General features: G+C 64.1%; 18 protein-coding genes and 1 pseudogene. 9 read left to right on the forward strand and 10 right to left on the reverse strand.

Going from position 1 to position 24,745, the window contains the following annotated elements; all coding sequences use genetic code 11:
- Window positions 1-92 precede the first annotated feature (92 nt).
- Window positions 93-3,521 (reverse strand): DUF637 domain-containing protein, encoded by a 3,429-nt coding sequence (locus tag AC24R4_RS01705; RefSeq protein ID WP_487522067.1) that lies wholly within the window; start codon window positions 3,519-3,521, stop codon window positions 93-95.
- A gap of 599 nt (window positions 3,522-4,120) precedes the next feature.
- Between AC24R4_RS01705 and AC24R4_RS01710 the strand changes: the two genes are divergently transcribed.
- Entirely contained in the window at window positions 4,121-4,504 is a 384-nt protein-coding gene (locus AC24R4_RS01710; RefSeq protein WP_487522068.1) for a hypothetical protein, read from the forward strand.
- Complete coding sequence (locus AC24R4_RS01715) at window positions 4,501-4,959, forward strand: DUF2846 domain-containing protein (RefSeq protein ID WP_487522069.1); 459 nt, start codon at window positions 4,501-4,503, stop codon at window positions 4,957-4,959. The genes AC24R4_RS01710 and AC24R4_RS01715 overlap by 4 nt, the downstream gene beginning before the upstream one ends.
- A gap of 107 nt (window positions 4,960-5,066) precedes the next feature.
- Here AC24R4_RS01715 and AC24R4_RS01720 read toward each other — a convergent pair whose 3' ends face one another.
- Window positions 5,067-6,086, reverse strand: a complete 1,020-nt coding sequence (locus tag AC24R4_RS01720; protein WP_487522070.1) for a GlxA family transcriptional regulator — start codon at window positions 6,084-6,086, stop codon at window positions 5,067-5,069.
- A 107-nt stretch (window positions 6,087-6,193) separates the two neighbouring features.
- On the opposite strand from AC24R4_RS01720, the gene AC24R4_RS01725 reads away from it, so the two are divergent.
- The 4 genes from AC24R4_RS01725 (at window position 6,194) to AC24R4_RS01740 (ending at window position 12,221) form a co-directional block, all read left to right on the forward strand.
- Window positions 6,194-6,727 (forward strand): tautomerase family protein, encoded by a 534-nt coding sequence (locus AC24R4_RS01725; RefSeq protein ID WP_487522071.1) that lies wholly within the window; start codon window positions 6,194-6,196, stop codon window positions 6,725-6,727.
- A gap of 228 nt (window positions 6,728-6,955) precedes the next feature.
- A complete protein-coding gene (locus AC24R4_RS01730) occupies window positions 6,956-8,668 on the forward strand; it encodes an ABC transporter ATP-binding protein/permease (RefSeq protein ID WP_487522966.1) in 1,713 nt (570 codons plus the stop codon).
- 240 nt (window positions 8,669-8,908) lie between these two features.
- Window positions 8,909-10,000, forward strand: a complete 1,092-nt coding sequence (locus AC24R4_RS01735; RefSeq protein ID WP_487522072.1) for a glycosyltransferase family 4 protein — start codon at window positions 8,909-8,911, stop codon at window positions 9,998-10,000.
- Window positions 10,001-10,016: 16 nt separating this feature from the next.
- Window positions 10,017-12,221, forward strand: coding sequence for an amylo-alpha-1,6-glucosidase (locus tag AC24R4_RS01740; RefSeq protein WP_487522073.1), 2,205 nt, complete (start codon window positions 10,017-10,019; stop codon window positions 12,219-12,221).
- A gap of 59 nt (window positions 12,222-12,280) precedes the next feature.
- Here the strand turns inward: AC24R4_RS01740 and AC24R4_RS01745 are convergent, their stop codons facing one another.
- The 3 genes and pseudogenes from AC24R4_RS01745 to AC24R4_RS01755 form a co-directional block, all read right to left on the reverse strand.
- A complete protein-coding gene (locus AC24R4_RS01745) occupies window positions 12,281-15,022 on the reverse strand; it encodes an autotransporter family protein (protein ID WP_487522074.1) in 2,742 nt (913 codons plus the stop codon).
- Window positions 15,023-15,610: 588 nt separating this feature from the next.
- Window positions 15,611-15,715 (reverse strand): annotated as a pseudogene (locus tag AC24R4_RS01750) (YeeE/YedE family protein); the annotation flags it as partial.
- Between the two features lie 63 nt (window positions 15,716-15,778).
- Window positions 15,779-16,303 carry a metal-dependent hydrolase gene (locus AC24R4_RS01755; RefSeq protein ID WP_487522075.1) on the reverse strand — a complete coding sequence of 175 codons (525 nt, stop codon included), beginning with the start codon at window positions 16,301-16,303 and terminating at the stop codon, window positions 15,779-15,781.
- A 207-nt stretch (window positions 16,304-16,510) separates the two neighbouring features.
- Here AC24R4_RS01755 and AC24R4_RS01760 point away from each other — a divergent pair, with 207 nt between their 5' ends.
- Both AC24R4_RS01760 and AC24R4_RS01765 read left to right on the forward strand, forming a co-directional pair.
- Window positions 16,511-16,777, forward strand: a complete 267-nt coding sequence (locus AC24R4_RS01760; RefSeq protein ID WP_487522076.1) for a hypothetical protein — start codon at window positions 16,511-16,513, stop codon at window positions 16,775-16,777.
- Window positions 16,778-17,076: 299 nt separating this feature from the next.
- Window positions 17,077-17,970: a DMT family transporter gene (locus tag AC24R4_RS01765; RefSeq protein WP_487522077.1), complete on the forward strand. Its 894-nt coding sequence runs from the start codon at window positions 17,077-17,079 to the stop codon at window positions 17,968-17,970.
- Between the two features lie 68 nt (window positions 17,971-18,038).
- Here the strand turns inward: AC24R4_RS01765 and AC24R4_RS01770 are convergent, their stop codons facing one another.
- The 3 genes from AC24R4_RS01770 to AC24R4_RS01780 form a co-directional block, all read right to left on the reverse strand.
- On the reverse strand, window positions 18,039-19,376 hold the full coding sequence (locus AC24R4_RS01770; protein ID WP_487522078.1) for an epoxide hydrolase family protein: 1,338 nt from the start codon (window positions 19,374-19,376) through the stop codon (window positions 18,039-18,041).
- Window positions 19,377-19,615: 239 nt separating this feature from the next.
- Window positions 19,616-20,020 carry an SRPBCC family protein gene (locus tag AC24R4_RS01775; RefSeq protein ID WP_487522079.1) on the reverse strand — a complete coding sequence of 135 codons (405 nt, stop codon included), beginning with the start codon at window positions 20,018-20,020 and terminating at the stop codon, window positions 19,616-19,618.
- Between the two features lie 19 nt (window positions 20,021-20,039).
- Window positions 20,040-20,258, reverse strand: a complete 219-nt coding sequence (locus AC24R4_RS01780; RefSeq protein ID WP_487522080.1) for a hypothetical protein — start codon at window positions 20,256-20,258, stop codon at window positions 20,040-20,042.
- 27 nt (window positions 20,259-20,285) lie between these two features.
- Between AC24R4_RS01780 and mdeB the strand changes: the two genes are divergently transcribed.
- On the forward strand, window positions 20,286-22,949 hold the full coding sequence (mdeB, locus tag AC24R4_RS01785) for an alpha-ketoglutarate dehydrogenase (protein WP_487522081.1): 2,664 nt from the start codon (window positions 20,286-20,288) through the stop codon (window positions 22,947-22,949).
- 46 nt (window positions 22,950-22,995) lie between these two features.
- Here mdeB and AC24R4_RS01790 read toward each other — a convergent pair whose 3' ends face one another.
- Together AC24R4_RS01790 and AC24R4_RS01795 are read right to left on the reverse strand one after the other, a co-directional pair.
- Window positions 22,996-24,138: a hybrid sensor histidine kinase/response regulator gene (locus tag AC24R4_RS01790; RefSeq protein ID WP_400394433.1), complete on the reverse strand. Its 1,143-nt coding sequence runs from the start codon at window positions 24,136-24,138 to the stop codon at window positions 22,996-22,998.
- Window positions 24,139-24,146: 8 nt separating this feature from the next.
- Window positions 24,147-24,743: a chemotaxis protein CheB gene (locus AC24R4_RS01795; RefSeq protein ID WP_153947886.1), complete on the reverse strand. Its 597-nt coding sequence runs from the start codon at window positions 24,741-24,743 to the stop codon at window positions 24,147-24,149.
- Window positions 24,744-24,745: the final 2 nt, after the last annotated feature.

Consider the following 24,745-nt stretch of genomic DNA (forward strand, 5'->3'; position numbering starts at 1 on the left):
CTTGGCAAGCGCCGCTGCCGCCTCCACCTGCCGGACCTGGGTATCGATGCGGTTGAAGTCCTCCAGCGTGCAATTTGGCTCGCACAACTTTGTCAGCCGCGCATTCTCACGATTCGCAATGCCGCGTGCAGGGCCTGTCGATGTCGATTGTTCAGCGCCTCGTTCTGCGCGGCCAGCGCGGCTGACGTGGCGTCCTTGCCCAGCAGGGCCCCGGTTGCTCCACCGATCAGCGTCGCCAGACCCACCGTGAGCGCCTGACGCACCGGGTCATCGCTGTAGTTCAGCACTGGGCTGTCGGCATACACCGTATCGCGAATCAACGGCGCTGCTATGGCCGATGCCGCCCCGCCAATGGCACCCCCAGCACAATCCCCACCCGTCAACCCTTGCGCCGCGCAGCCGATCAAGGCGTGCGCCGCTGCATTGGCAATGATGGTCTCAGTATTGGCGCCATCAGAGCCAATCCCCGGCAGTTTGACCCCAGCAGCATTCGCGGCCAGCGCCGCCGCATCGCGCACCAGTCCTCCGGCAAACGCCTGCCCGAAACTGCCGCCATACACCGCCGTGTTGATGCCGGCGCTGATAGCTGAGCGAATGACGGTTGCCTGGGCATAGCTCCCAAGTTGGCCAGCCACCTGTGTCCAGTTGCCCTTGGCGATATTGTCGCCAATGCTGCTGATACCGGCGTTGCTCAAGTTCATCGCACCGAGCGCGCCCTGTGTCAGACCGGCTGTCAGGCCGGAAATCGCACCGGACTTTAGTGCCGCACCCATGTTCAACGAGCCCGTCGTAATGAGCTGGCTGACCATACTTGAAAGCGTGCCTGCGATCAGACCGGAAATCCCTACTCCGATCGCAATGCCTACGGTTGTTCCTGCAAACGCAGCGCCTGCGACAGCGCCCACAATGGCCGCCCCCGCCCCCGCCGTGACAATCGAAATCGCCACCGCCGCCACCATCGCCACAATCTGGCCGATGATGCCGAAGCCCTTTTTTTCCTTGATAAACCGCGTGTGGATGTCGTCGGCGACCGTGCCTTCCGTGTAGTTCAGCCCCAGGCTTTCCTTGAGCTGAGCGACCAGTGCTGCGCTGGCGTCCGGGTCGACCGAGCCGTCGGCGCGTGTCACGCGGAAGGCGTCGTTGATGGCCCGAATGCTGTCGGCTTCGATGTCCATGTGCATCGCCGACAGGAAGCCGCCGGGCTGCACCACGGTGCCGGTCACCACGTTCCAGCCGCCCTGCGCCTTGTACGCGTTGGTGCCGATGGACACCACGTTAGGGCTCAGGTCGATGCTCTCGGCCTTGACCGTCAGCGTGTCGCGCGCGATGACCTGACCGGTATTGCGAAGCTGGCCGTCGACGGTCAGCTTGATGTTCTCGCCGCTGATGGTGCCACCCGTGGGTACCGCCAGCGCCTGTGCATAGCCTTCAGGCAGGTAGACCTGCGGCACGAGCGCGTTGACGCTCGGGCAGATCGTGCTTGCCAGCGTGCATCGGGGGTCAGGTACCGCCTGTTCGACGTACCACAGCATCGGCGCGTCCAGCGCCTTCACCTGGTCCGCGCTCAGTGCCTGGCCCAGCGCCAGGTTGTGTTCCTTCGCGTAATCGGCGGCGTTTTTGTAGAGCGCCAGTTTTTCCTGATCGGTCACCGACAGGTTGTTCTGGCTGTCCCACGACAGGCCGCTGATGAAGCTTTCCTGCCCCGTCTGCGCCAGCGCGGCCTGCTGTAGTTTCTGCCCTTCGGTATACGGGTCGTAGTAGAACGTCACGTTGCCCGGGCGCAGTTCCGGCGGCAATTGCGCCAGCAGGCTGTTCGGCGTCACGCCAGCCAGCACCCCGGTAGCCGGGTTCGGGTTGACGTACTGCGCACGGTCGTTCGACGTGGTGGGGGCGGTCACCGGCGTGCCGTCCGGCTTGGCATTGAAGTGCCAGTCGACGGCAGGCGGTGTCGTTGCCGTTGGCGCGGTCGGCGTGGCTACCACCACTGGCGTGAACTGCCACGGCTCGGTAGGGTCCGGCGCGACTGTCGCCGTAGGCGGCAGCGATCCGGCCGGCACCGGCGACGGACCGAGCGGGATGACCTGCTGCGGCGGGGCGATGGGCGGCGTGGGCTGGTTCGGGCTGGTAATGCCGTTGACCATGGACGCACCGGTCAGGTCGACAGCCTGGCCCAGCAGATTACCGGTGTTGACGATCTGGCCACCAGAATTGACGGTCAGCGCATTGCCCGCCTGGATGCCGGACGCGATGCTGCCCAGCACCGAACGGCCGCCGGTATCGTGCCAGCGGTCGCCGCCGCTGCGGTCTTCCTGCCAGCGACCGATCCAGTCGGCATTAAGCGCGATGGCGGTGTTGTCCACCCCGCCGCTGGCCTGCACGTTGACATTGCGGCCACCGCTGATCAGCGCGCCATTGTTATTGAGCGATCCAGTCTGGATCGTGACGTCCCGGGCGCCAGAGATTACCGCTGCCGGACCGGCAACAGCGTCCTCGGTGGCGCGGCACTGGCTGTTGCCATAGGTGCCGCCCGGATTGCAGCCACCGGCATACGCAGGATTCTGGCCGCCATAGCTCTTGTTCAGCTTGACGGGATCGACGGACTGGTTGATAAGCGCCGCCGCCGTGATCGAGACATCGCCAGAAATCGACTGGATCGCACCGGCCCGGTTGGTGACCGTGCCGCCGGTCGTGAGGTCCACATTGCCCTGCGCGGCCAGCGTGGCATTCAGGTTCTGCACGCCGCCTGCGTTGATGGTCAGCGAATTGCCGGCGGCAATGGTGGCAGGCGTCTGTTGCCAAGCCACCGACTGCACGGTGGGATTGCTATCGTCCGGACAGTCGCCACCTGGCACACAGCCGACCTTCGTCGAAACACTGACGTCGTACACCCCCTTGTTGGTGAAGGTACCCGGGGTCGTGATCTTGACGTTGCCAGCAGCGGCGATATCGCCTGCGTTGGTCAGGTCGCCCGATCCGGTCAAGGTAAGGTTGCCGCCCGAGGTGATCTGCCCTGCCTTGCCGAGCTGGTAAGTTGTCGACGACTGCGTCGGCGCCGCCACAGCAGCGTTGTTGACGTCGCGACCAATGTTGACCGGTGCGCCGGTGATGGGTGGCATGCCACAACTGTCGCCCATGCATGGCGGCATGATGACACCGAACAGCAGTTGCTGGTTGTCTCCCTTGAGCTCAGAAAATGGAACTGTCTGTGCCAACCGGTTAAGCGTGGCTAGGAGCGCATTGAAATCGGCCTGGTTGACGACGTCTGTCACGCTGTCCACCAGCGTCGCCGATCGGCCATTGTCGAAGTTCCCGACGTTGAGCGCGACATTGCGTGCGGCTGAAATGATGCCGCCCTTGTTAGACAAGGTCGACGCGACGATGTCGAGATTGCCTCCAGCGATGATTTGGCCAGCAGCGCCGTCCGCCTGCTTGATGATGGTGCGGTCTACGGTCGGCAACGCGATCGCCGTGCCCACGGCATTGGCCGGGTACGGACTGTTGGCATCGACCAGTTGCCACATCGGAATCCATGAGATGCCGGCATCTCCACCCGACGTATCGAACCGCTCCCTTCTATTTTCTGATGCGTAGGGAGCGTGGTCGCTTGCAGCGCCGCGCCTTACTTCTTCATAGGGCGCGAAATTATCAAATTTGTACTTACTGGCAAATACCTCTTGCAGGCGTAACGATCCTGGATGTAGGCGGGACGCAACGCCTGGACATTGCGCTCATCGGCCTACCCGGATCCGGGCCCGTGGAACCTACCCAGCCGCGAAAGGGCATAGATCGGGAACGTAGAAGGGTCGATCCCTTTTGATGTGAGCGCTTGAGAGCAGTCGGCAAGTCTCAAGGAATGCTCGGGAACGCCGTTAATCTGATGCAGCGGCATTCACCCCAAGATTGTCGGTGCTGGCCTCCTCCCCTCGGTTGGGGGAGCCTCAGCCTACTGCAGTAGGATTTGCAAGGGCGTCGGTAGTAGACCAGTGCTCTACACCACATTAGCAATAAGCAGCACAGCGACTTTTACGCGGGGGGATTATTTGTTATCTTCTCGGCACGCTGACTATCTGACACGGTCCAAAGCGATCGCCCGCACCGGCGCACCAACGAAAACAAATCTATGAAAAAGCGACTCTCGTTGATTGTTTTGCTGGCATTCACCGGCTGTGCCCCAATGATCCAATCCGCGCCAGCGGATCTACTGCCTTTCACGAATAGCGCAGCGGCGCCGGCCATCCGTTTCGAGACCAACACTGAACTCCATCTCGATACCGGTTACACACGAACGCTGGTCCGCAACTCGATCTGGAGGCTTGTAGGACGGTTGCCGCAGGGGGCGGTGTATCGGCCAGCAGGCACGGTCTTCACGATCGAAGGCCGCCAGGTACATGAAGCGTATCTCGTTATTCATGACAAACGGCTTGTCGGCTTCTACCTTCCGGGTGAGCAGAACTACTCCCCTCTTTCCACGGCAGTTCCAATTACAACAGGAGAAATTCAATGAAACAGATTGCACGCATGCTGATTGCCACAATGGCCGTTACGTCGCTGTTGGCAGGTTGCGCTTCCGGGGTCAAGCATAGCGAGATGGCCGCATCCATTCCCACCGTGAAGGCGGGCGAAGGGCGAATCTACTTTCTGCGGTCCGCATCGATGTTCGGTGCAGCTATTCAGCCCGATATCCGTCTGAACAATGAAGTAGTGGGCGAATCGAAGCCCGGTGGCTTCTTCTTCGTGGATCGTCCGGCTGGCAAGTACGTTGCGTCGGCAGCTACGGAAACCGAGAAGACGCTCAGCTTCGTGCTCGATGCCGGTGAAACGAAGTACGTGCGTAGCTCGCCTTCGCTTGGTCTGCTGGCGGGCCGTGTCGTGCTTGAACTCGAGACCCCGGACAAAGCGAAAGAAGAACTGCCTTCCCTTAGCTACACAGGCACGCCGATTAAGACCGCAGCCAAGTAAGATCCAGCGGCGCCTAGCGCAGGAGGGCGCCGCAAACATCCTTTCCCGCCTTTGATATCAACCACGGATCTTTCCTCAACGGCGACGCGCGCGCACCGGACGGCGTACTAGTTGCTCTGTATGTCCGTGATCGATCCGCCGGCAAAGCGCATTTGATACTCGCTTGGCGACAGACCCGTCTTGCGCTTGAACAACTGTCGGAAGGTGCTGAGGTCAGCATAGCCGACGCGTTGACTGACCGTCTCTAGGCGAATGGGCCTTGATTCCAGCAACCGTTTGGCGACTTCGATGCGCAGATTCTGCAGATATTCCAACGGCGCGAGGCCCGTCGCAAGTTTGAAGCGCCGGTTAAGCGTACGTTCGCTGACAGCGAGCCACTGGGCGAGCTCGCCGAGCCGAAACCCATTTTGGAGGGTCGCTTCCATGCGCCGTTGAGCGCGTGCGACGAGCGGATCGGCATGCCCATGTTCCTCGACAAGCTTCGTGTACGGAGCTTGAGAGGTCCGGTTCATATCAATCAGTAGCGCTTTGGCGGTCATCCCCGCAAGCCTCTCGCCGCCGAACATTTCGACCAGGCGCACCCCGAGATTGAGGTAAGACGTGACAGAGCCGCCAGAGACGATGCGATCTTGCGCAGTCACAACTTCAGAGGCGCGAAGCGCAACACGAGGATAGCGTCGCGCGAAATCCGCCACAGTGGCCCAGTGTGTTGTGGCACCCCGGCCGTCCAGCAAACCAGCTTCCGCAAGCAGGTAATTGCCGGTGCAGTATGCCGCCAGCACCGCGCCTGCTTCGTGTTGGCGACGAAGCGCGGATGTCAGCGCATCTATCTCCTTCCAACCGCCGATGAGCTTTTCCATGTTGGCGAAGAAAGGGGCTGTCACCAGGATCGCGTCTGCAGGCTTGCGTGGATCGATTTTCCCGTCCACCGAAATGCTCTGCCCGGATGCAGCTTTCACAGGCCCTCCATCCAACGATTCCACCCGCCACGTGAACTTTGGCGCCGATTGGCGACTATCGAGGCCTTCGCGTGCGCTCAAGTGATTGGCGGCGCTGAAGATGTCAATGGGTCCTGCGACGCCGGATGCCAAAATTCCGTCATAGACCCAGATCCGGATCATGGTCATTTTCGCGTGTCTGATATTCCTCGAATGATGGCAATAATGCCACTTCCACCCCTTGAGGAGAAGGCCCATGATTGGCGCATCGACACACTTGAAGAGGGGTTAGCACCATGCCAATGATTGACGCACTGTGGCCGCAAGATGCCTTGACGCCGGAAGCAGAGGATCGCCTGATTAAAGAACTGACTGACATCCTGATCAAAGCGGAAGGGTATGACCCGGACAGTCCGGTTGCACAGGCCGCGACGGTGCTGCATCTCCACCGACCGGCGGCGGTTTACGTCGGCGGCGAACGCTCGAAGGCCGTCCGCTATCGGATTATTCCCTCGGTGCCCGAAGGGCAATACACCGATGCGTCACGCCATGCTCTGGTCAAGGCCGTCACGGAAGCGGTGGCCCGGGCCGAGCGACGACCATTCGACGAGGTGGCATCGCGGGTATGGGTCTTTCCGACAGAGATTGCCGACGGTACCTGGGGTAGCCGCGGAGCAATCTTTAGGCTGCCGGATATTCATGCATTCCTGGCCGGAGAGTCCGACCGAAGCACCGGAGAAGAGCGACTGGCGCGCAGCCGGCGCGAAAAGTCACGCATTACACTGGAAGCCGCTGTAAGCGGCATTGCGGAGGGAGTTGCCAAGTCGTAACCGTGACTTCTCCAAAATGTTAGCGCCGCGAGGGCGAATGTCAGCGCCCTCGCCTCCTTCCTGCGCCCCCCCAATACGCTATGGCGGATTCTCGGAATTCGCGCTACCTTGCTTGCCGACGGCCCGCTGCACCGCACCCTCTCCCATGGCACGCGAAATGCGTCCCCCCGATTGCTAACGGCCTATGTAGAGGCGCGCAAGCCCTTCCCATAGGCGTTGTGGGACGAAATGGCTATGTCTACACGCGATGGCAATCTGTGGAAGCGTTTCTTTAGCATCGCCAAGCCATACTGGCTGTCACGGGAAAAGTGGAAGGCTTGGGGGCTGCTGGCGATGCTGGTGTGCCTGTTGTTTGGCCAGACGTGGACCAATGTGCTCTTCAACCGGCAAACGGGCGAGTTTGCCTCGGCACTGGCTGCCAGGGACGCCGACCGGTTCTGGGACGCCATCAAGGTCTTCGTCTACGTCCTGATTGCCGCCGTGCCTGTCTATGCCTTTTACTACTACACGCGGCACAAGCTGTTCATCCAGTGGCGAGCGTGGATGACGCACCACTATCTGGACAAGTATTTCGGCGGCTGCGCCTTCTATACGCTGAATGCAAATACGGCCATCGATAACCCGGATCAGCGTATTTCAGAAGACATCAGCACCTTCACGCAACAGTCGCTGTACTTTCTGCTCTTGATGCTGGGCGCGGTGCTGCAGCTGATCGGGTTCAGCAAGGTACTGTGGTCGATATCGCGGGAATTGGTGGCGTTCCTTGTACTCTATGCCATCTGTGGCACGGTGGTCTCGGTGCTGTGCTTCGGCAAGGTACTGATCGGGCTGAACTTCTACCAGCTCAAGTGCGAAGCCGACTTCCGCTTCAGCCTGATCCGTGTGCGCGAGCATGCCGAATCGATTACTTTCCATCGCGGCGAGCAGCACGAATCCGATCATGTGCGCAGCCGATTTCAGCATGTGTTCGCCAACTTCAACAAGCTGATCCGCTGGGAGCTGAATCTCTACCTGTTCCAGTATGCCTATGCGTTCCTGACCCTGATGCTGCCCAGCGTTATCGTCGCCCATCGCGTACTGGACGGCGAACTCGAAGTTGGCAGTGCGATCCAGGCCGCCGGCGCCTTTGCCGCCGTGCTGGCGGCACTGACGGTCATCGTTGATAACTTCGAGAGCCTTAGCCGCTTCCTCGCGGGGGTGGACCGGCTGACCACTTTCGCCTCTTCGCTGGCCTCCACGCGCATCGTTCGCCGCAAACCAGGCAGCCACATCGAGCATCGTCGGGGCAACACGCTGTCGCTGGAGCACCTGACGCTGCATACGCCCGACTACCAGCGCACCTTGCTCAATGACCTCACCGTAACGGTGGCGCCAGGCAGGAACCTGCTGATCGTGGGGCCCAGTGGCGGTGGCAAGAGTTCGATATTGCGTGCCATTAGCGGCCTGTGGAATTGCGGCAGCGGCCGAATCGTGCGTCCTGAGGCGGACCAGATGGTGATCGTGCCGCAGCGTCCCTACATGGCGGTCGGCAACCTTCGCTGTCAGTTGCTCTATCCCGCCTGCGCGGGGCGGCAGATACCGGACGTCGAGCTTCTGAAGCTGCTCGATATGGTCAACCTGCCCGACATGGTGCAACGGTTCGGCGGGCTCGATGCGGAACTGGATTGGGGCAAGGTCCTGTCGCTCGGCGAGCAGCAACGCCTGGCATTCGCCCGGCTGCTGCTGGTGCGTCCGCGCTACGCCTTGCTTGACGAAGCGACCAGCGCACTGGACATCGGCAATGAGACCCGCCTCTACAGTCAGCTGGTCACCGGCCCGACCACGATCGTCAGCGTCAGTCACCGCCCCACCCTGCTGCCGTATCACAACGAGGTGCTGGAGTTGTGCGGCAATGGCGACTGGCAGCTTTACCCCACGCACGATTACCGGTTCACCCGGTAGCCACGCGCAGGCCTCCTGCATGACTGGCGATCCACTCCCGACGCCCGGACGTTCTTCGTAAGGCAGGTGGCTCCGCGCATGGCGAGTCTCGGCAGCTTTACAAAACAGGAAGTTCTGTCTTGGTCGGGATTGCTTTTTTGGTGGTGCGTGTGGCCGGGGGTGTCGCCGTCAGGGCCGGCATGCCGTTTGCTGACCTTACCCCAGTGAGTTGGACGGCAGGCATGGGGAGACGCATCGGAAATGAGAATTGCACAAATCGCCCCACTGCACGAATGTTGCCCTCCCAAGCAGTACGGCGGCACCGAGCGAGTCGTCGCCTACCTTACCGATGAACTCGTCCGTCAGGGCCACGACGTCACGCTGTTCGCCTGTGGCGATTCCTCGACACCCGCCCGCCTCGTGAGTTGCGTTGACCATGCCCTTCGATCCAACCCCGCCGTCAGTGACCCGTTGCCGTATCACATCATGATGCTCGACGAGGTGTGCCGGCGGGCAGATGAATTCGACGTGCTGCACTTTCACACCGAGATGCTGCATTTCCCGCTCGTTCGGCGCTTATCCCAGCGCACCGTCACCACGCTCCACGGCCGGCTCGATCTGCCTGACCTCAAGCCGTTCTACGAGACGTTCTCCGATGTGCCGCTGGTGTCCATCTCGCTGGCCCAGCGCCTGCCCATGCCGCCGGTCGCTTGGGCCGGGAATGTCTATCATGGGTTACCGGAAGGCTTGCTGGCGTTTCATTCCGTAGCACGGGGCGGCTACCTTGCTTTCCTTGGCCGGATCTCCCCGGAAAAACGCCCCGACAGCGCCATCGAGATTGCAGTACGCTCGGGCATGGCGCTCAAGATCGCCGCAAAGGTGGACGCGGTCGACCGCGCTTATTGGGACACCACGATCGCCCCGTTGATCAGGCGCCACCGGAATGTCGAATACCTGGGCGAGATTGGGGAACGCGAGAAAGCAAAGTTTCTGGGTGAAGCCCGCGCGTTGCTGTTCCCGATCGATTGGCCGGAGCCTTTCGGCCTGGCCATGATCGAATCCATGGCATGCGGCACGCCGGTCATCGCCTTCCGTTGCGGTTCGGTGCCGGAAGTGGTGGAAGATGGCGTGACGGGCTTCATCGTCGATTCCATGGACGCCGCGGTGGATGCTGTCCGCCACATCGGCGATATCGATCGCGCTGGTGTCCGTCGCAGGTTCGTCCGGCGATTCAGCGCGACGCGCATGGCGCACGATTACATTGCGCTCTATAACGGCACCAGACACGCCTCGGAACCTGCCAGGCAGGTGGCGTTCCCGGCCCCACCTGCAATCGCTGGCCTGGCGGCCTGATCTTGGAGGGCGAACGATGCTAGATACTCCGGAAGACGGCGGCAATCAGACCCCTGACGCCGCCCCTGCCGCACCCATCATCGTCGCGGCCTCACGCTCTCTGCGGGAAGGCCACACGCGTACGCTCAAACATGGCGACGTCTTTGCGGTATTCGATCAGCGCGGCGATGCCGTATCGGGCGGAGGTGGATCGGACGGCCTGTACTACCGGGACACCCGTCACCTCTCGCACTTCCACCTTACCTTTGGCGGCTGGTGTCCGATACTGCTCAGTTCCGTGCTGCGCGACGACAATGCCGCACTCACTTGCGATCTGACGAATCCTGATCTCTTCGATGCCGATGGACGGCTCGCGATGGCGCACGATCTGATCCATCTGCGTCGATCCAGATTCCTGTGGGACGGCACATGTTATGAACGTCTGGCCCTGAGAAACTATGACGAGCGACCCCGGCGGATCGCGATCGAACTGGCCTTTGCCGCGGACTTCGCCGACCTGTTCGAGGTGCGAGGCGCCCGCCGCGTCAGGCGAGGCAAGATGCAGGCAACGGAAATGTGCACGAACGGGGCGACGCTCGCCTACACCGGCCTGGACGGATACGAGCGCACCACACATCTTCGCTTCGACCCGCCTCCCACGCGCCTGAGCGAGAACGAGGCCGTGTTCGATCTGGAGTTGCCCCCGCTGAAAACCCAGTTGCTGTATATCGAAATCTGCTGCGACAGCACCCGGCAGAACGACAGTTCGCCGCGTCGGGCGTTTCCGACGGCATTGCGCGCCGCGCGTCGTTCCCTGCAGACGCTGTCCAGCCGTGCGGCACGCATCGTCACATCGAACGACATATTCAACGAGGCGACGGGCCGCAGCATTTCGGATCTCTATATGCTGAGCACCCGCACGTCCTACGGCCCGTATCCGTATGCCGGCATTCCCTGGTTCAGCACCTTCTTCGGCCGCGACGCACTGATCACGGCACTGGAAACACTCTGGCTGGACCCCGCCATTTCTCGCGGTGTGCTGCGTTATCTGGCCGCGAATCAAGCCACAACCCTGGACCCAGAGGCCGATGCGGAGCCCGGGAAAATCCTGCATGAAAGCCGCCAGGGCGAAATGGCCAATCTTGGTGAAGTGCCGTTCCGGCGCTACTACGGCAGTATCGATTCCACGCCGCTGTTCGTCATGCTGGCCGGTGCCTATATGGACCGCACCCACGACGAAGCAACGATAAGGGAGCTGTGGCCGCATATTGAAGCGGCGCTTCAGTGGATCGACGACTACGGCGACCGGGACGGCGACGGCTTTGTGGAGTACGGCCGGTATTCGTCCGATGGGCTGCTGAATCAAGGGTGGAAGGACAGCCGCGATTCGATCTTTCACAAGGACGGCACGCTCGCACAAGGGCCCATTGCCCTTGTGGAAGTCCAGGCGTATGTCTATGGGGCGTGGAAGGCCGCCGCCGGCATCGCGCGCCGCCTGGGGCATGGCGAGCGCGCCGCGGCGCTGGAGGCGAAGGCGCACGATCTGCGCGCGCGATTCGACCGGGCGTTCTTCGATCCCGAACTGGGCACCTACGCATTGGCGCTCGATGGTGACAAGCAGCCTTGCCGCGTGCAGAGCTCCAACGCGGGCCACGCGCTATACACCGGCATCGCCTTGCCGGAACGCGCCGAGTCCGTTGCGGCCGCACTGATGGGAAGCGCGTCGTTCTCCGGCTGGGGTGTGCGCACCGTCGCCGCGACAGAGGCCCGCTACAACCCCATGAGCTACCACAACGGATCGGTATGGCCCCACGACAACGCCATCGTCGCCGCCGGGTTCGCGCGCTACGGCATACATGACGCGGCCTTGGGCATCTTCGACGGCCTATTTTCGGCGGCGACGCATATTGACCTGCGCCGATTGCCCGAGCTCTTTTGTGGGTTCGCGCGTCGGCGCAATCGCGGGCCGACGCTATATCCGGTGGCATGCAGTCCCCAGGCCTGGGCTGCTGCGACGCCACTGTCATTGTTGCAGTCCTGCCTGGGACTCGATTTCGATCTAGCCGCCGGCGAGATCAAGTTTCGTCATCCGCGTCTTCCTGATTTCATGGACGAGGTGGCGCTGTATGGACTGACGCTTGGCAGCGAATCGGCAGATGTTCTGCTCAAGCGTGCCGCCCGAAGCGTCATGGTCAGTGTGCTGGGCCGGCGCGGAAATGTGGTCGTCACCACCACAAACTGATGGTTGGCCGACATCGGAGGTCAGCGCGGTTGATGACCGGCCGTGCTCGACAACCCGCCTTACCACGCATACTTGACCCCGACCCGCACCGCATACTGGTAAAAGCTCTGTGCACCCCAGGCACCTGACACGTTGGTCCAGCCCGTCCAGCGCTTGCCCAGATCGGCATTGAGGCCGAGCTTGACCTCGTAGCGATTCGACGGGTACATGCTGCCCAATGGCAAGTCGTTGAACGATATGCTGCTGGTCACACTGGTATGCCACCAGTTCAGCGTCAGATACGGCTGAAGCTTGCGGTCGTCCGGGCGCAGGAACGTGCGATGCAGGCGGGCGCCAAGGCGTGTGATCCAGCCGTGGGAGTTGGCGCCCGTCACGCGCGTGCCCCCGGGCTCGGTGATGTCCGATTCGCTATAGCCGACATAGACAACCTGGCCTTGCGGCTCGATCACCCAGTCGTTGCGCAGCGGCATGGCGTAGCCCGTTTCGCCGGAGACCGCCCAGCCCTGGGCGTTGTACCGCACCGATGGCAATTGCTGGCCATCGACGTGGTTGGTGAACCAGCCGTACTGGAACCACGTGTCGACATAGGCGCCAAGCTTGTGTTCGTCGTTCTGATACCAGGTGCCGTAGCCGCCCACGCCCCACCCTTCGACGGTTCCCTTGGCGCTGAACGGATTGCCCTGGGCCGTGGCGTTGGTGTTGGCATAGCCGTAGCTGCCCATCAGCCCGACGTGAGCGCGGTCGGCGCCACTGAAGACCTGCCATTTGGCAAGCTCGGCGCCCCCGTGCATCAGGAAGGAATTGGTGCTGGCCTTGAAGATGCCATTGGCGCTTTTGCTGCCCTGCCAGTTACCCACCACCCGCAGCCATCCAGCACGCGGCTTGTCCTGACCGGGATCGAAGCCCTGCCCTTCCACATACTGCGGCTCACCGAGCCGATCGTGCAGGCTATGGACGAACATCTGGCCTGCAAGGTGCTGATTGGCCAGATAGGCCGAGACTTCCGGCCGGTAAAGCGGCGTCGGCGGGCCCGGCGGCGCGGGCGGGTCCGGTGGCGTGGGCGGATTGGGCGATGTCTGCTCCGAACGCAGATACCACGCATCGGCACTCGACCCGTCGGCCGCGCCACGGAACAGGCGGTATTCGTAGGCGCCAGCCACGGCACGGCCGTCCAGCGCGAAGGCGGTCGCGGCGGTGGTGCCCCCGTTCACGGCGTCCACCACCTGTATGCCATTGGCGGTGGTCACGGCGCCGGCGCCACCCGCGTTGGCAATCCGCAGGCCAGTGGTGCCTGCCGCGGTGCCGCCGTTGATCACAATCCTGTCGCTGGCGGCGCCATCGCCAGCCAGCACCGTATTCAGTCCAATCGTGCCGTTGCCGCTGAGCGCCCCCTGGATGCTCAGCGTCTTGAACGCGCCGGCAGCGGGCGGCTGGAACTGCACCAGCGCGCCGCTTGCCATGCCAAGGTTTGTGAGCTGGGAATTTGCGGTCATGTTCCAGCGGCTGGTGCCGTCAATGGTCAAGCTGACTGGATCGATCTTGCCGGTCAGCACCGCGCTGTTCTGCAGATTGGCCGTGACGACGCTCGCGGCGTCGGCGGTGATGTCACCGGTCAGGCTGGTGCCGTCCATGACGAAGCTGACCCGGCTGCCGCTCGTGCCGGATCTCAGCGCGTTCAGCAACAGGCCGCTGCCGGCGCTGCCCAGCACGCCTCCGGACAGCGTGATACTGGCCGACGTCCCCTCGACACGAAACAGGTCGCCGCCTGCGCGAATGCTGCCGCCCTGGACGGTCACGACGTTGGAAGCCGGCGCCGCGGGCGGCTCGGCCGTCACCGCCGCCGTCGCACCGTCGGGCACTTCCGGCGGCAGCGCGGCAATCAGTCCCGATTGCGCCACGATGCTGACACCGTGCTGCGCCGCCGTGAGCGCGGTATTTGTGAGCCCGACCGTGCTGTTGCCCACGACCAGCGCCCCGATGCCCGCATTGCTCGTCAGGCTGGCCCCCGTGACGCTGACAGTCGAAGCCCGCGCGGCGATGGCAGCGGCATCGGCGCCGCGTGTGGTGACACTGCCGCCGTTCAGGGACACCACCCCGCCCTCACGAGCCAGCAGGCCGTGCGCCTGGACGCCGGCGGTATCGATCGTGCCTGTGATGCCCAGGCTCAGAGTCGACGGCTTGCCGTTCAACAACCCGCCCGCGTCGGCGCCGTACGCGCGGTCACCCTGGGTCAATATCTTCAGCGTGCCATTGACATTGACGGCCGCGCCCAGCCCGGCGTGGATGCCAATGGCATCGGCGCCCGTCGTGGCGATATCCATGTCGCGCAGCGTGGCGCCCGCGCCGGTCAGCAACTGGACGGCCGTCGAGCCTGCGCCGGCCGTGGTGATTCGGACGCCGCTGGCGGTCAGCACGTCGCCGGTGGGGCCACCGGCACTCAATCTGTCTGCATACAGCCCGAACGAGTTGGCGCCATTCACCGCCACCGTGCCGCCGGTCAGGTTCACCGTCGAACTCAGCGAGGAAGCACCGCGCAGCTGGTCGCCGGTGACAGTGATGTTCGTATCCTGCGTCGTGACCGTTGCGTTGCCCTGCGCCAGCACGGCCATTGCGGGATCGGAGCCGCTGGCGCGGTTCAGTGTCACGCTGCCCCCATTCAGTGCGATGCGGCCGGCATTGGCGCCGACCAGGGCGGACGATGTCGTGCTGATCACCGCGACGTCGTTGAGCGTGATCGATGAACCGGTATCGCGTGCCAACACCGTGTAGGAAAGCGGGCCTGGAAAGGTGGATCCCAGCAAGCCACCAGACAGCGTAGCAATTCCGCCAGCTTCTGCGGCAATCGCGGAGGCGCTCGATGTATTGGTGGTCGCGGTCAGATTCGAGCCCGTCAATTGCCCCGGCCCCCTGACATAGATCGCGGAACTGCCACGGCCCGAACTGGTGGCGCTGGCGTATGTGGTGTTGTTCGCCGTGACCGGCGTATTGACGATGAGCTGAGCCGCCGCCGCGGTTCCCGGTAACCCCAGCGATATCGCATCGCCGGCCATCGCTGCGAAAAGGAGGCTCCGCCGCATTGCGCGGCGACGGGAATCACGCAGGATTTTCATTTTGGTTTCTGTCCAGACTTCCATCACTCGCCGCACGGATATTGGGGCTTCGTGGAGAATAAGATTGGCAGATCACCAGGTGAAGTGAATCGTTTTTAAACGTCAGATAAACATCTTCTTGTCACTTACGCGCAGCCATTCCCACCTGCAGATATCTTCGCGATCCGTCGGCGATACGGGAATATCAAACAGATTCTGATTATTCAGAATATTCGGTTTCGTGATGCGCGGATATTTCCCGCACGGCTAGCTTCGCGCGCGGGCCCGCTCCACAAGCTCGGCGATACGGCGGTTAAAAAGCAGCAGGACCGTGGCGGCGATACCAATCAGCACGCCGCCCGCAAGCGAAGCCCACGGGGTGAAGCTGGAGACGTCGACCAGCATTATCGTAGTGCCTCCAAGAAAGCCATGATCATGCCATGCACCTTGTCCGGAACCCAAACGCCGTCAAAAGCGCATCGTGGCCGTGCGCAAATGGTGGAGCAGCGCCACGCTATGCTGCCCGTAAAACCACAGATCGTCGGAAACTAGAAAGGCGATCAGCCAGGAGGCCGCAACGACAAACAGGTCGCAGCGCCCGCTTTTCCACCAGTTCAGCGAATGGCGCCCGGCGATCCACGGCACGCCCAACGGATTGGGCCAGTCGGCCAGCAGGTGCATGACACCGCCGCAGGCGAAGCCGAATGCCGGCGCAGCCAGCGCATGCGTGCCCAGCGCGTGCCAGGACCCCACCAGAAGACCGACCCATGCGACGCCCCAATGCGTCCAGGACCGGTGGGTAATCCAAAGGCGCCGCGACCTGGACCACCAGGCCACTTCCAGCCAGTCGGGCGCGGTGCTGCCGCACAACGCGGCCACGAAGCCGAGCACGCCCGCCCAATACCACCCGTCTCCGCCGTGCCTGGCGATGACGGCAACGGCGATAACAGCCGCCGCCCATCCGGTGGCGTGATGTGCCTTGTTGGAAGCCATGGTGAAGCGATGCGTCGTCGGCGGCGGTGGTCAGGGGGGGGCGCAATCTTGGCAGATGTCCACGGGAAACGCCAGCGATGCAGGCAAGGCGCGCCCTGATTGTCTCGACGAGCGGGCAACCCGGCCCGGTGATCATAGGACCTTGGTCCAATGGAACACGCGGCTTGATCGGACTACCGTGAGCAGACCTTACCCTGGAGCCCAAGCATGAAGCCCATCGTCATTCTGACCAGCGCCATCCTTGCCCTGTCCGCCTTGCCCGCCATGGCGCAATCGGCAAGCGGGGCCAAAGCCCAGCCACCCAGCGACGAGATTGTCCATATGCGGCAGGAAATCGCGGCCGCACGCAAGACATACGACACCAAGGTCGCCGAGGCGAAGAAGGTCTACAACGAGGCCAAGGCGGCGGCAGCCAAGGAACGGGATACGGCGATTGCCGCCGCGCGCGCCACGGCGAATCAGAAGAAGTCGTAGCCACAGCGCATCCATGGCGGCGCGCCCGATTCCGGACGGCGCGCCCCACATCCGCGCAGGGCATCGTCCTTGACGCCATACCCACCTGCGACGATCTGAGCCGAAGCCCGGTGTAGGTTCGGCCGGACCCGCCAGCGACGTCCCCGCCCTCCTTCGCGCCAACGTGTCGATGCGCCGATGTACCGCCAGCCGGTACAATCGCCCAGCGGCCATCGCAGCACACGCACCCCACCCAACAAGATATATCGCCTGCCCGGCTGGCAACGCGGCCCGCATCGTGCCGCCGCGCCAGTATTCCCATGAAAACAACCCGCATCGATTCCACCACGCTGTTCCTGCTGACGTTTCCGCCACTGGCCTGGGCCGGGAATGCGATTGTCGGGCGCCTGGCAGCGGGCAGCGTACCGCCGATCACGCTGAATCTCGTGCGCTGGCTCATCGCGGGCCTGCTGCTGGCGCCCTACGCGTGGCCAGGCGTGGTTGCCCATCGGGCGGCGCTGTGGCGGCACACGGGCATGCTGGTCACCATGGGCGTACTGTCGATCGCCAGCTACAACGCGTTCCAGTACCTGGCGCTGACCACCTCCACGCCAATCAACGTCACGCTGATCGGCGCCTCGACGCCGCTCTTCCTGCTGATTATCGGAGCCTGCTTCTTCCGGGAACGACTGCGGACGTGGCACGTGGCAGGCGCCCTGCTGTGCCTGGTGGGCGTGTCGTTCGTATTGATGCGTGGCGAGCCGGCCCGGCTGGCCCAGATGGCGTTCGTCGCGGGCGATCTGTTCATGCTGGCCGCAACGATAGCCTGGAGCGTCTATACCTGGCTGCTCCGCAAGCATCGGCCGGACCTGCCGCTGCAGGTGTTGCTGTTCGCGCAGATCGTAGCCGGCGTGATCGCGAGCGTCCCGTTGGCGGCGTGGGAGATCGGCACCCTGAGCCAGCCTTTGCAATGGAGCAGCAAGGTCGGCTGGATCCTGCTCTATGTGGGCACCGTGCCGTCGTTGCTGGCGTACTTTGCGTGGGATCGCGCCATTGCGCGCGCCGGCGCCCAGCTGCCGGTGTTTTTCATCACGCTGACACCGCTGTTTGCCGCCGTGCTGTCAACTGTGCTGCTGGGCGATTCCCCGCATTGGTATCACGCCGCCGGCCTGGTCTGCATTGGCGCCGGCATCTGGCTGGCCCAGCGCCGCTAGGCCACGCCCACAAGAAAGCCCAGCCAGAAGGCCGGGCCAAAAGCGGGTCAAACCGGCGCCAGATCGCTTTACCGCACCGATCTGAACGCCGCCCGCAGTTCTTCCGCAAACAGCTGCGGCTGTTCCCACGCCGCGAAATGCCCCCCCTTGGCCACCGCGTGGTAGTAGTACAGCGACGGGTATGCCTGCTTGCTCCAGCTTTCCGGCGCCTGGTAGATCTCGTGCGGGAACACGCTGATGGCCACCGGCACCTTGATATCGCGCGTCTTCTGCGTCTCGGCGCTGAAGTTGTTGTTGTTGTTCTCCCAGTAGAAGCGCGACGACGATGCGCCGGTATTGGTCAACCAGTAGAGCGTGATGTCGTTCAGGATGGCATCGCGCGACAGCACGCGCTCGGGCACGCCGCCACTGTCGCTCCATTCGGCGATCTTCTCGTACGTGAACGACGCCAGGCCCGCCGGCGAGTCCGACAGCGAATAGCCGATGGTTTGCGGACGCGTCACCATCATCGCGCCATAGGCGGCATTGCGGCCGAAGAAGCGGCTCAGCGACTGGTAGGCCTTGCGTTCCGGATCGGTCAGCTCGGAGGGCGCCGCATCGCCGGCCAGGATCGACTTCATCAGCGGGCCCGGCACCGTGGCCGGCATGTTCAGGTGGATGGCCTGGAGTCCCGGCGGCGCCTGGCGGGCGAGCGCGTCGGAAATGACCGATCCGTGGTCACCGCCCTGCGACACGTAGTGCGTATAGCCCAGCCGCTTCATCAGGGTGTCCCAGGCACGCGCCGTGCGATCCGGACCCCAGCCCAGTTCGGCCGGCCGCCCGGAGAACCCGTAGCCGGGAATCGACGGAATGATCACGTCGAACGCGTCTTCGGCGCGGCCACCATACGCGGTGGGGTCGGTCAGCGGCCCGATGGTCTTGGTGAACTCGAACACCGAGCCCGGCCAGCCGTGGGTCAGGATCAGCGGCAGCGCGTTCGGATGGCGCGACTTCACGTGGATGAAATGGATGTCCAGCCCATCGATCTTCGTCACGAACTGCGGCAGCGCATTGAGCTGCGCCTCGGCCTTGCGCCAGTCGTACTGGGTGCCCCAATACTTGACCAGTTCCTGCACACGGGCGGTCTGGATGCCCTGGGAATCGTCGCTGACGGTTTCCTTGTCGGGCCAGCGCGTGGCTGCGATGCGGCGGCGCAGGTCGTCCAGCTGGGCCTGCGGCACATGCACATGGAAGGGACGGATGCTCTCGTCGGCGTTGGCCTGTGTGGCGGCGGCCTTCGCCTTGGGGGCAACGTCCGCGCCCCTGGCGGGCTGCAGGTATCCGGCGAAAGCGAGGGCCGCCAGTGCGGCCGCAGCGGCAACGGTCCGGCGAGCCGTCGGGAAATCTTGGGTCAATGCGTGCGACATCAATGGTTCTCCTGGTTGGCGCCGCCTGTTTCCTGACGGAAACCGTAGCGGGCGTGAATGAACCATCGCAGTCTAGAAACGGAATGCAGGCGTTAAATGTCGATCGATGCACCTTTTTGGATCGTCATGTATCGCCTGGCCACGGCGATACAAGCGGATACAGATCGCGCAGCCGGTCCGGCAACACGGGGGCGCACACCATGCTTCGACGCGCATCGGACCGGACCGGATGCCGCCGGCTACCTGGCTTCGACGTACCGTTTGAAATTGTCGAGAATGCTCTGCCAGCCCTGCTGCTGTTGTTCCACCGGGTATTCCGACTCCGGGTCGAAGCTCACGCGCACCGTCACGCCTTGCGGGCTATCGGCAAAATCGACCTCGGCGTTCCGATCGCCAAAGGCGTACACGATGCGCCGGTTCGGCACGATCTCGGTGTAGGTACCCGCGAAATCGAAGCCCATGCTGCCGTCCTTGGCCTCCATCCGCGACGAAAACGCGCCGCCAACGCGCAGGTCGACCGACGCGGCCGTGGTGTGCCAGTCATCGGACGCAGCATTCCACTGCTTGATGTCCTCGGGCGTGGTGTAGGCGCGCCACACGTTGTCGATCGGGGCGGCGACGGTGGTTTGTACGGTGAGCTTCATTGTTGCGTCTCCTAAATAGTTAGCCGGACGGATAACTATAGGTCGCCGTCATGACGAACGCAATCGCAATCTGCCACGGATACCCATCCTTGGCCGCCTCGCCTGCCACTTTTCCATTCTCCAGATGATTATGTTGGAGATGGAAGGGATAGCAGCACATCATGCCGTCATGCTCCGTTTCCACCGCGCATTCCGGGACGTTCTGTTCCGGCCCGGCCCCTAAAATCGATGTCACCACAAGGGCATTCGCATCCGGAGACCGATCATGGGCCGCGCCGAACCACTTCAGCCACTGCAGATCGATGGCGATATCGATCCGCTGGAAACACAGGAATGGATGGACGCCCTGAGCGGCATCGTGTCGGCGGCGGGGCCGCGGCGCGCGGGCTTCGTGCTGGAACGGCTTGGCCAGCATGCCGCCCATCTGGGCCTGGACACCCGCCCGCACCCGTACTCCGCCTACCAGAACACCATTGCGCCGCAGGCGCAGCCGCCCTACCCTGGCAACCTGGCCATCGAACAGCGGCTGACGGCCATCCTGCGCTGGAATGCGCTGGCGATGGTGGTCCGCGCCAACAAGGCGTACGGCGAACTGGGCGGCCATCTGGCCAGCTACGCGTCGGCCGCCGAGATCTTCGAAGTGGGCTTCCAGCATTTCTTTCGCGCCGATACGCCGGAGCGCAAGGGCGATCTGGTCTTCTTCCAGCCGCATTCGGCCCCCGGCGTCTATGCGCGCGCGTTCCTGGAGGGCCGCCTTTCCGAGGCGCAGCTGAGCCGCTACCGGCAGGAAGTCGATGGCGGCGGCCTGTGCTCGTACCCGCATCCGTGGCTGATGCCCGATTTCTGGCAGTTTCCCACCGGCTCGATGGGCATCGGCCCGATCAGCGCCATCTACCAGGCGCGATTCCTGCGCTACCTCGCGCATCGCGGCATTGCCGCCACGGCTGGCCGGCGCGTCTGGGGGGTGTTTGGCGATGGCGAGATGGACGAGCCCGAATCGCTGGCCGCCTTGTCGCTGGCCGCCCGCGAAGGCCTGGACAACCTGACGTTCGTGATCAACTGCAACCTGCAACGGCTCGATGGCCCGGTGCGCGGCAACGGCCAGGTCATCAACGAGCTCGAAGCACTGTTCAGCGGCGCCGGCTGGAACGTCATCAAGGTGATCTGGGGCTCGGAATGGGACGCCCTGTTTGCTCGCGATACCCGCCACGCGCTGCTCAAGCGTTTTGCGGCCATGGTCGATGGCGAGTACCAGAACCTGGGCGCCAAGGACGGCGACTACAACCTGTCGCACTTCTTCCACCAGGACCCGGAACTGAAGGCGCTGGTGGCGGGCATGAGCGCGGCCGATATCGACGGCCTGCGTCGTGGCGGCCACGACCTGCGCAAGCTCCATGCGGCCTATCATGCCGCCGCCCATCATCCCGGCCAGCCCACCGTGATCCTGGCCAAGACCAAGAAGGGCTACGGCATGGGCAATGCCGGCGAATCGCGCATGACCGCCCACCAGCAGAAGAAGCTCGACATCGAAGCCCTGCGCGCGTTCCGCCACCGCTTTGCGCTGCCCATCGACGACGCCGCGCTCGAATCGATGCAGTTCTACAAGCCAGCCGACAACAGCCCCGAAATGGCCTACCTGCGCGAGCGTCGGGCCGCGCTGGGCGGGCACCTGCCCCGGCGCACCGCCACCGCGCCGGCCTTGCCGGTGCCGCCGCTCGACAGCTACGCCGGCTTCGCCCTGGCGCCCGACGGACGCGAGGTATCGACCACCACGGGTGTGGTGCGTCTGTTCACCAACCTGATAAAAGACCGCACGCTCGGCCCGCGCATCGTGCCGATCGTGGCCGATGAAGCGCGCACCTTCGGCATGGCCAACCTGTTCCGGCAGATCGGCATCTACGCGCCGCAGGGCCAGCTCTACGAGCCGGAGGACGCCGGCTCGATGCTCTATTACAAGGAAAGCCGCGACGGCCAGCTACTGGAGGAAGGCATCACCGAGGCCGGTGCGATGGCGTCGTGGACGGCGGCGGCCACGTCGTACAGCGTCAGCGGCGAGCCGATGCTGCCGTTCTATATCTACTACTCGATGTTCGGCTTTCAGCGCGTCGGCGACATGATCTGGGCCGCCGCCGATCAACGCGCCCGCGGTTTCCTGATCGGTGCCACGGCCGGCCGCACCACGCTTTCCGGCGAGGGCCTGCAGCACCAGGACGGCAGCAGCCAGCTGGTGGCCGCAACGGTGCCGAACTGCCGCGCCTATGACCCGGCATTCATCGGCGAGGCCGCAATCATCATCGACCACGGCGCACGCGCGATGCTGGAGCAGCAGCGCGACGAGTTCTACTACATCACGGTCAACAACGAGAACTACGCGCACCCGCCCCTGCCTGCCTCGGCACACGCCGACGTGGTGCGCGGCATGTACCGCTTCGGCACGCGCGGCGACGGCGCCGCCCGCGTGCGGCTGCTGGGATCGGGCCCGATCCTGCGCGAGGTCATCGCCGCCGCCGACCTGCTGGCGCAGGACTGGAACATCGCCAGCGAAATCTGGAGCGTCACGAGCTTTCCGGAACTGGCCCGCGATGCGCGCGAATGCGAACGCCAGCAGATGTTCGGCACCGGCGCGGACCCTGCCGACACCACCAGCCACGTCGCGCGCTGCCTGGCCGGCACGGTCCCGGTCATTGCCGCCACCGATTACGTGCGCGCCTACGCCCAGCTGATTGCGCCGTACGTGCCGGCCCGCTATATCGCCCTGGGCACCGACGGCTTCGGCCGCAGCGACACGCGCGGCGCGCTGCGGCGCTTCTTCGAGATCGACCGGCACCATATCGTCGCCAGCGCGCTGCATGCCGTCGACGCCGCGCTGCACGCGCAGGCGCTGGCGCGTTACGGGCTGGCGGCCGGGGCGGCGCCCTGGCGCCGCTGACCGGCAGGCGACGGGGGGTGCCGGCCCGGGTTCCAATCCGGCGGCGTCAGGGCTGGATGGCGCGCTGCGCCTGGCAGCATTCCCGTGGCAGCGTCACCGTAAATACCGTGGTGCGAAGCGCGGGCGACGATTCGGCCACCACGGTGCCGCCGTGCAGCATGGCCAGTTCCCGGGCGATATAGAGCCCGAGGCCCAGCCCTTCGGAATGGCTGCCGCCAGTGGCGGCGGCCGTCGCGCCCATCCCCGAATGGAAGGCGTCGAAGATATGGGGCAGCACGCGGGCATCGATGGTGCCGCCGTTGGACACCGCCACCGTCACGCGGTCCGGGGCCGTACCGTCCACGCGCACGGTCACCGGCGCGCCGGCATCGCCGTGCTGCAGCGCATTGCCCACCAGGTTCTGCACCACCTGGGCAATCAGGTCGGGATCGATCGTGGCCCGGGTATCGCCCAGTTGCTCCAGCACCAGCTGCAGCTCGCCGCGCGACACCTGGCATTCATCGACGATGGCCGCGCAGATCGCGCCCAGATCCGCCGCCTGCGGCATCAGGCTGACCCGTCCGCCATGCAGCCGCGCCACATGCAGCAGCTGGTCCACCATGCGCGCCATGCGCTGGCTGCTGCGGGCAATCCGGTCCGTGGCCGGCTTCAGCTTTTCCTCGCCCCCGAAGCGGCCCAGGAACGACGCCGAGGCGATGATGGCCGATAGCGGCGTGCGCAGATCGTGCGCCAGCACGGCCATCAGCATTTCATTGGTCTTCAGCAGCTGCTGGGCGGTTTCCAGCTGCTCGGCCAGTAGCTGCTTTTGCTGGGCCAGTTGCACGAACACATCGACCTTGGCCGACAGCACACGCGCATCCACGGGCTTGAACAGGAAATCCACCGCACCCGACGCATAGCCGCGAAACGCGCGCTGGCTGTCATGCCCGGCAGCCGTCAGGAACAGGATCGGGATCTGGCTCGTGCGCTTGCTGCCACGCATCAGTTCGGCCAGTTCGAAGCCGTCCATCTCGGGCATGTGCACGTCCAGGATGGCCAGCCCGAATTCGTGGTCGAGCAGCAGTTCCAGCGCCTGCGCGCCGGAATTGGCATGGACGATCTCTATGCCCGGCTTGGCCAGTACGGCGTCCAGCGCGGTCAGGTTGGCCGCAATGTCGTCGACGGCGAGGATCTTCACGGGAGCTTGCATGGTAGGCGTCATTCAGTCAGGCGGGCCAACCCGTGGCCGATCGCTTCCAGGGTCAGTATGTGGTCGGCCGCGCCGCGCGCGATCGCCTCTTGCGGCATGGTCTCCACCATGGCGGATTCCGGCGACTGCACCCAGGTGCGGCCGCCCGCCGCGCGAATCACGGCCAGGCCGCGCGCACCATCGTCGTTGGCGCCCGACAGCAGCACGCCCAGCGCGCCCTCCCGCCACGCGACGGCGGCCGACTCGAACAGCACGTCGATCGAGGGCCGCGAAAACCGCACGGGCGGCGCCACCGACAGGGCCAGCCGCACGCTGTCCGGCGTGTCGGGGTCCCGTTCCAGCAGCAGGTGATAGTCCGGTGGCGCCAGGTAGAGATGGCCTGGCTCGACCGTCAGCTTGTCTTCGGCCTCGTGCACGGGCATCGCGCAACGCACGGCGAACAGTCCCGGCAGCAGGCTCGGGCTCGACGCCAGCTGGTGCATGACGACCACGACCGGCGGCATGAAGCGCGCGGGCAGCATCGGCAACACGGCGTTCAGTGCCTCCAGCGCGCCGGCCGAGCCACCGATCACCACTCCCCTGCACGGTTGCGTCGCGGTTTGCATGA

The sequence above is a fragment of the Cupriavidus sp. CER-90 genome (assembly GCF_057652055.1).

What these genes read in the sequence shown, in the direction of transcription:
- AC24R4_RS01705 (WP_487522067.1), bottom strand. Translation starts at nt 3,521, where the DNA reads ATGTGGCAACTGGTCGATGCCAACAGTCCGTACCCGGCCAATGCCGTG.
- AC24R4_RS01710 (WP_487522068.1), top strand. Translation starts at nt 4,121, where the DNA reads ATGAAAAAGCGACTCTCGTTGATTGTTTTGCTGGCATTCACCGGCTGT.
- AC24R4_RS01715 (WP_487522069.1), top strand. Translation starts at nt 4,501, where the DNA reads ATGAAACAGATTGCACGCATGCTGATTGCCACAATGGCCGTTACGTCG.
- AC24R4_RS01720 (WP_487522070.1), bottom strand. Translation starts at nt 6,086, where the DNA reads ATGACCATGATCCGGATCTGGGTCTATGACGGAATTTTGGCATCCGGC.
- AC24R4_RS01725 (WP_487522071.1), top strand. Translation starts at nt 6,194, where the DNA reads ATGCCAATGATTGACGCACTGTGGCCGCAAGATGCCTTGACGCCGGAA.
- AC24R4_RS01730 (WP_487522966.1), top strand. Translation starts at nt 6,956, where the DNA reads ATGGCTATGTCTACACGCGATGGCAATCTGTGGAAGCGTTTCTTTAGC.
- AC24R4_RS01735 (WP_487522072.1), top strand. Translation starts at nt 8,909, where the DNA reads ATGAGAATTGCACAAATCGCCCCACTGCACGAATGTTGCCCTCCCAAG.
- AC24R4_RS01740 (WP_487522073.1), top strand. Translation starts at nt 10,017, where the DNA reads ATGCTAGATACTCCGGAAGACGGCGGCAATCAGACCCCTGACGCCGCC.
- AC24R4_RS01755 (WP_487522075.1), bottom strand. Translation starts at nt 16,303, where the DNA reads ATGGCTTCCAACAAGGCACATCACGCCACCGGATGGGCGGCGGCTGTT.
- AC24R4_RS01760 (WP_487522076.1), top strand. Translation starts at nt 16,511, where the DNA reads ATGAAGCCCATCGTCATTCTGACCAGCGCCATCCTTGCCCTGTCCGCC.
- AC24R4_RS01765 (WP_487522077.1), top strand. Translation starts at nt 17,077, where the DNA reads ATGAAAACAACCCGCATCGATTCCACCACGCTGTTCCTGCTGACGTTT.
- AC24R4_RS01770 (WP_487522078.1), bottom strand. Translation starts at nt 19,376, where the DNA reads ATGTCGCACGCATTGACCCAAGATTTCCCGACGGCTCGCCGGACCGTT.
- AC24R4_RS01775 (WP_487522079.1), bottom strand. Translation starts at nt 20,020, where the DNA reads ATGAAGCTCACCGTACAAACCACCGTCGCCGCCCCGATCGACAACGTG.
- mdeB (WP_487522081.1), top strand. Translation starts at nt 20,286, where the DNA reads ATGGGCCGCGCCGAACCACTTCAGCCACTGCAGATCGATGGCGATATC.
- AC24R4_RS01790 (WP_400394433.1), bottom strand. Translation starts at nt 24,138, where the DNA reads ATGCAAGCTCCCGTGAAGATCCTCGCCGTCGACGACATTGCGGCCAAC.
- AC24R4_RS01795 (WP_153947886.1), bottom strand. Translation starts at nt 24,743, where the DNA reads ATGCAAACCGCGACGCAACCGTGCAGGGGAGTGGTGATCGGTGGCTCG.